Annotated in this window: 1 protein-coding gene; it reads right to left on the reverse strand. The window is 45.0% G+C overall.

Features of this window, described 5'->3' with window-relative positions; genetic code table 11:
- Positions 1 to 1,119 (reverse strand): ISNCY family transposase (locus tag FTV09_RS17785; RefSeq protein WP_180059011.1); only part of this gene is annotated, 1,119 nt, incomplete at its 3' end.
- Between the last annotated feature and the right edge of the window lie 93 nt (positions 1,120 to 1,212).

Raw genomic sequence — 1,212 nt, forward strand, 5'->3', positions numbered from 1 at the left:
GTTGATCTTCCGTCCTTCATGCATGAGGGCCACAGTGCCATCCGGGTACTCCAGAAATGAAATGTATTGCCCAACAAGCTTATGATTCAGCTCTGTCGGTTCAAGCAGATAAATACACTTGTCATAGGTGATGGTTAGGTTCTTCGTGACCTTACGCGGTTCCTGCCAAGTGAATATATCCTCCAGCTCAGCATCAGATTCCGTTAAAGATCGATGTAAATTCTTCGAGTTTCTCGCACACTTGGCAAACTTCTGATTGAAGTGCTCAATGAAGCAGGGTAGCCATGCATTGGCTTCGGCAATTGAACTGATGCCTTCCAGACGCATCTCCTTGATCAAACGGTCTTGAAGGGTTCTATTCGCGCGTTCTACGCGACCTTTAGCCTGTGGTGAGTTGGCAAAGATAATATCAATATTTAACTCGTTCAGAATCCGCCCAAATTGCGTGATCTGGCTGTCTTTCCTGGATTTCTGATTAACTCTGAATACCGAATGTTTGTCGCTATAAAAGGCCAGAGGTTTGCCGTATTGTTCAATGTAGGCTCGGGTTGAAAGCATATAGTCGAAGGTGGTTTCCGCCTCACAGAAGCGTAGATGCAACAGCTTTCCAGTGGCATCATCGATATACACCAATAAACAGCACTTAGCAGCGCGTCCTTCGAACCAGTCATGATATGAGCCATCAATCTGGATCAGCTCACCGAAGCAATCCCGGTTATAACGTGGCTGATATGGACGTTTAAGGCGCTTGGATCGCGGAATCCAGAGGTCATTGGCCATCATCCAGCGCCGAACCGTTTCTACCGGGATATTCAGGTCAAATATGCTGCTGAGCTTCTCATGCGCCAAGGTAGGTCCAAAGCCCAGCAGATGTTCAGAAATAATGGAAAGACATTTTGATTTTAATAACTCATCATGGCGATGATGGCCAGGTTGACCACGACTGGCATGTGCCAGACCTGAAACACCGTCTTGATTGAGTTTCTGCAATAACCGGGTAATTTGACGAGTGGAAAGATTCAGGATTTCAGCAGCACGGACCTGGGTAATACGATGATCTCGAACGTCTTGCAGAACTGCAAGACGTTGAATTTCCTTGTCAGACATAGTGATCAACATCTCTAATTTATATCCAGTCCATGATGGTAAAAACCATCATAAACTAGACATTTTTATTGGTGAGAATATAGACACTTTAAATGGTTTCTAACA

The sequence above is a fragment of the Acinetobacter sp. YH12227 genome (assembly GCF_013417785.1).
GTDB lineage: Bacteria > Pseudomonadota > Gammaproteobacteria > Pseudomonadales > Moraxellaceae > Acinetobacter > Acinetobacter gandensis.